Here is a 4308-nt window from a genome sequence, read left to right as displayed (position 1 = left end):
CTTTTACCGATAAGACCGTGAATTCCAGCACCACCACCCAGCCTTTTTTATTAGTTAGTAATGTTGCCAAAGAATACCCCACTCAAGCAGGGGTTTACACCGTTTTAGACGGTGTGGAGCTGCAAGTCAATGAGGGGGAATTTGTCTGCATTATCGGTCACTCCGGCTGCGGTAAATCGACCCTTTTAAATATGGTGGCGGGGTTTTCTTCTCCTAGTCGTGGGCAAGTGCTGCTACAGGATAAAGAGGTTAAGGAACCGGGACCAGACCGGATGATGGTATTCCAAAATTATTCGCTTCTGCCCTGGAAAACTGCCTTTGAGAACGTTTATATCGGGGTTAGTTCGGTTTATCCCCAAAAATCTCACGCTGAGAAGGTGAAGATTGTGGAAGAAAATCTATCCTTAGTGGGATTGACAGAAGCAGCCCAGAAAAAACCCCCCCAATTATCGGGAGGTATGAAACAACGGGTAGCGATCGCCCGCGCCCTGGCCATTCGTCCCCAAGTCCTCATCCTCGATGAACCCTTTGGGGCCTTAGATGCGATTACTAAAGAAGAATTACAGGAAGAATTGCTGAAAATCTGGCAAGAACACCAGTTAACCGTGTTGATGATTACCCACGATATCGATGAGGCTTTGTTCTTGTGCGATCGCTTGGTGATGATGACCAACGGCCCGAGCGCTAAAATCGGTGAGGTGTTAAAGATGCCTTTTGCCCGTCCCCGGGTTCGTTCCCAAATTACCGAGGATCCCCGTTACTACGAACTCCGCAATGAAGCCCTCGATTTCCTCTACAATCGTTTTGCCCATTCGGAGGATCCCAACGAGGATGCCCCCGAAGAACCCCGCACAGAAAATCTCGTGGGTAAAATTGTTACTACTATTGCTGGCATAGCTTTACTCGCTTTTGTCGGTTTTAGTCTGATACAAATGTTCACTAGCAAGACTCCCAATACCGCTAATCCGGCTACCATAGAGGCCCCCAGATAAGTAACAGTTATCAGTTATCAGTTATCAGTTATCAGTTATCAGTTATCAGTTAAGTACCTAAGCAAAATTAATTACACATATCTAACCACCTCTTGCCTCTTGCCTCTTGCCTATCTTCACTAGGAAATTAATTTTGCACGACTACTTATCAGTTATCAGTTATCAGTTATCAGATGAACGTAGGTTGGGTTGAAGCATGAAACCCAACGCCCGCATAGTTTACGCTACCGCTAACCCATCCTACAAATAATTGTGCATCCCTACTTAGTTGAGACTCCGAGACTCCGAGACAGTTATCATATCAATGATTAAGATGTTCAAAGACCGATTTATCACCGATATCGTTGGGGAGAGGTTGGCTTAATTTTCTCAGAGCAAAGATAACGAATAAAGTTGCCCAGAGAATTAATAGCCCCTTCTCCCAATTTAAGGGCAATATCCCCAAAAGATGACCGAGTAAAAGGGTGGGAACTAGGGGGGTTAAAAACTTGGTTTCTAGACGATTAAAACAAAAAGCTTCTTTGAAATAAATCCCCGTGAGACTAGCAAAAATAAAGCCCACACCGAATAAACTCACCGGGTGGTGATAGACAAATTCTAAGGGGGAAAGGTGATAATAAAGGCTGAAAATTAGGGAAGTAATCGCCCCGATTAGCCAAAAAACTTGCAGGAGACGATGAAGGGGAATTAAATAAATATGGATAGTCAGTAAACTGATGCCTAACCCCAGACAAAAACCAATGTATAAAAGGTTGGTCAGGGGCAATAATTGCGGTCGGGTGAGAACTATAATTGTAGCGACAGCGAAACTAAAAGCCGCTAAATTTAACCCCAGACGGTAGAGACGCACCCCTAGGCGATCGCTATCCGTAATCGTAAACTCTCCGAATTGACCTTGATAAACTCGCTCGACAGCAGGGGAAGTCATAATGCTCTAAAGAAAAAGGGAAGCTTAGAAAAGATCGACTACAAATAATCTTAAGCTTGAATTATGCCAGTAGCCTCACTTCTCCCCTCTCTCGGCTGACTAATTGCGAGTTTAGTAGTCAATCAAGCTAAAAATTATGATTAATTGGGATAAAACAAATATATATGTTATTTTACTGCGTCTTTCTTGTTTTAACTTCTAATTGCTTGTCATTCCAGTAATTCTTTTCGGTGCCAGAGACTTTTATGAACTCAACTAGCGAAATTTTGATCGTGGGCGGTGGTATCATCGGATTAGCGATCGCCGTCGATTTGCAATTGCGCGGGGCAAAAGTTACCCTCCTAGTTCGAGATATAGCTCAGGCCGCTAGTCGTGCGGCTGCGGGAATGTTGGCCCCCCATGCAGAAGGGATTCCCCCGGGTCCCTTTCTCGATCTTTGTTTACAATCGCGCTGGCTATATCCAGAGTGGAGCCGCAAAATCGAGGATTTAACGGGAATAAACAGCGGCTACTATCCCTGTGGTATTCTTGCTCCCATTTACGAGCTAGATCAGCCTATTGCTGCCAATACAGCTAATAAAATTTGGTTAGACAGCAATGCAGTTCACCTCTACCAACCCGGACTAGGTAAAGATGTGGTCGGTGGTTGGTGGTATCCCGACGATGGACAAGTGGATAACCGGCAGCTAGTGACTGCCCTGCAACAAGCGGCCGAAAATTTAGGGGTAGAAATTCGCCAAGGGGTAGAAGTCCACGCACTACAGCAAAAGCAGGGAAAAGTCAAGAGTATTTATACCTCAATTGGGGAATTAGAAGCAAAAATTTACATTTTAGCGGCGGGATCCTGGACGAGTCAACTTTTACCCCTCCCTATCCATCCCGTCAAAGGTCAAATGGCCGCAGTAAAAATGCCCCCTAACCAGACCTTAGCTAGGGTTTTATTCGGTCCGCAAACCTATCTGGTTCCCCGTCGCAATGGTCGTTTAATTATCGGGGCCACTTCCGAAAAAGTGGCCTGGCAAACTGGCAATACACCCCAAGGACTGCAAACCCTTTTTGAACGCGCTACCCGTCTCTATCCCCCTTTAGCTGACTGGGAAATCGAGGAAATGTGGTGGGGATTCCGCCCGGGTACACCGGATGAATTGCCCATTTTAGGCCGCAGTAGCTGTGATAACCTTATTTTAGCCACCGGTCACTATCGTAACGGCATTTTACTCGCTCCTGTCACTGCTTCCTTCATCGCTGACCTGGTGATTAATGACAAAGTTAATCCCATTTTGAACCATTTTAGCTGCGATCGCTTTAATCAACTATCACCCGTTACTATTCCACCTATGTCCTTAACTACTATTGAGAATAAACCCCAAGCGCTTTTATCGCCCCAAAATGATCGCCTCACTATTGCTGGGAAAACCTTTCACTCCCGCTTGATGACTGGGACTGGCAAATATGCCAATCTGACAACTATGCAGGAAAGTATTAGTGCCAGTGAATGTCAGATCGTCACCGTTGCCGTTAGACGAGTACAAACGAACGCACCCGGTCATGAGGGATTAGCAGAGGCGATCGATTGGTCTAAAATTTGGATGTTACCCAACACTGCCGGTTGTCAAACGGCCGAAGAAGCGGTTCGGGTGGCCCGTTTAGGGCGAGAAATGGCCAAATTATTGGGACAGGAAGACAATAACTTTATTAAACTCGAAGTTATTCCCGATCCTAAATATTTATTACCCGATCCGATCGGAACTTTGCAAGCGGCCGAACAATTAGTTAAAGAAGGTTTTGCCGTACTGCCCTATATTAACGCCGATCCGCTCTTAGCCAAACGTTTAGAGGAGGCTGGCTGCGCCACGGTTATGCCCCTAGGATCGCCGATCGGGTCGGGACAGGGGCTGAAAAATGAAGCAAATATCGCAATTATCATCGAATCGTCCCAAATTCCCGTGGTGGTAGATGCCGGGATCGGTACACCCTCAGAAGCGGCCCGGGCCATGGAAATGGGGGCCGATGCTTTATTAATTAACAGTGCGATCGCTATGGCGGTCAATCCGGTTATGATGGCGCAAGCCATGGCAATGTCGGCAAAAGCGGGACGTTTAGCCTATTTAGCGGGAAGAATGCCGATTAAGTCCTATGCTAGTCCTAGTTCCCCCCTGACGGGAACGATCGCCTAACCCAGTGATCTTAAGCTGGCAATGGGCTGTTTTCAGCTATCGTGGGCGGGGCGAGAAAAATTGACTAGAATAAAAGAGGTGGAATCTTGACATCCTCGCCGCCCTAAAAGTGCGGCGATTCCTAAACCTCACGATTTAAGTTTCTGCTTCCACCACCGTCGCATACCACAGTTAAAAAACCATGTACTGTCTTACACAGAGTCCACAGACT

The 4308-nt window shown here is 46.3% G+C and carries 3 protein-coding genes; 2 read left to right on the top strand and 1 reads right to left on the bottom strand.

Going from position 1 to position 4308, the window contains the following annotated elements; all coding sequences use genetic code 11:
* Window positions 1-992: nitrate ABC transporter ATP-binding protein (locus IQ242_RS17890; protein WP_228021071.1), on the top strand; the 992-nt coding region annotated here is incomplete at its 5' end.
* 301 nt (window positions 993-1293) lie between these two features.
* Here the strand turns inward: IQ242_RS17890 and IQ242_RS17885 are convergent.
* A complete protein-coding gene (locus IQ242_RS17885) occupies window positions 1294-1920 on the bottom strand; it encodes a DUF2301 domain-containing membrane protein (protein ID WP_193960897.1) in 627 nt (208 codons plus the stop codon).
* A 245-nt stretch (window positions 1921-2165) separates the two neighbouring features.
* Here IQ242_RS17885 and thiO point away from each other — a divergent pair, with 245 nt between their 5' ends.
* Window positions 2166-4097: a glycine oxidase ThiO gene (gene thiO / locus IQ242_RS26905; protein WP_193960896.1), complete on the top strand. Its 1932-nt coding sequence runs from the start codon at window positions 2166-2168 to the stop codon at window positions 4095-4097.
* Window positions 4098-4308: the final 211 nt, after the last annotated feature.

This window comes from Microcystis sp. LEGE 08355 (genome assembly GCF_015207185.1).
In the GTDB taxonomy this organism is placed as follows: Bacteria; Cyanobacteriota; Cyanobacteriia; order Cyanobacteriales; family Microcystaceae; genus Microcystis; species Microcystis panniformis.
The sequence above is the reverse complement of the archived record's forward strand: the minus strand, read 5'-3'. Positions and strand labels throughout refer to the sequence as shown.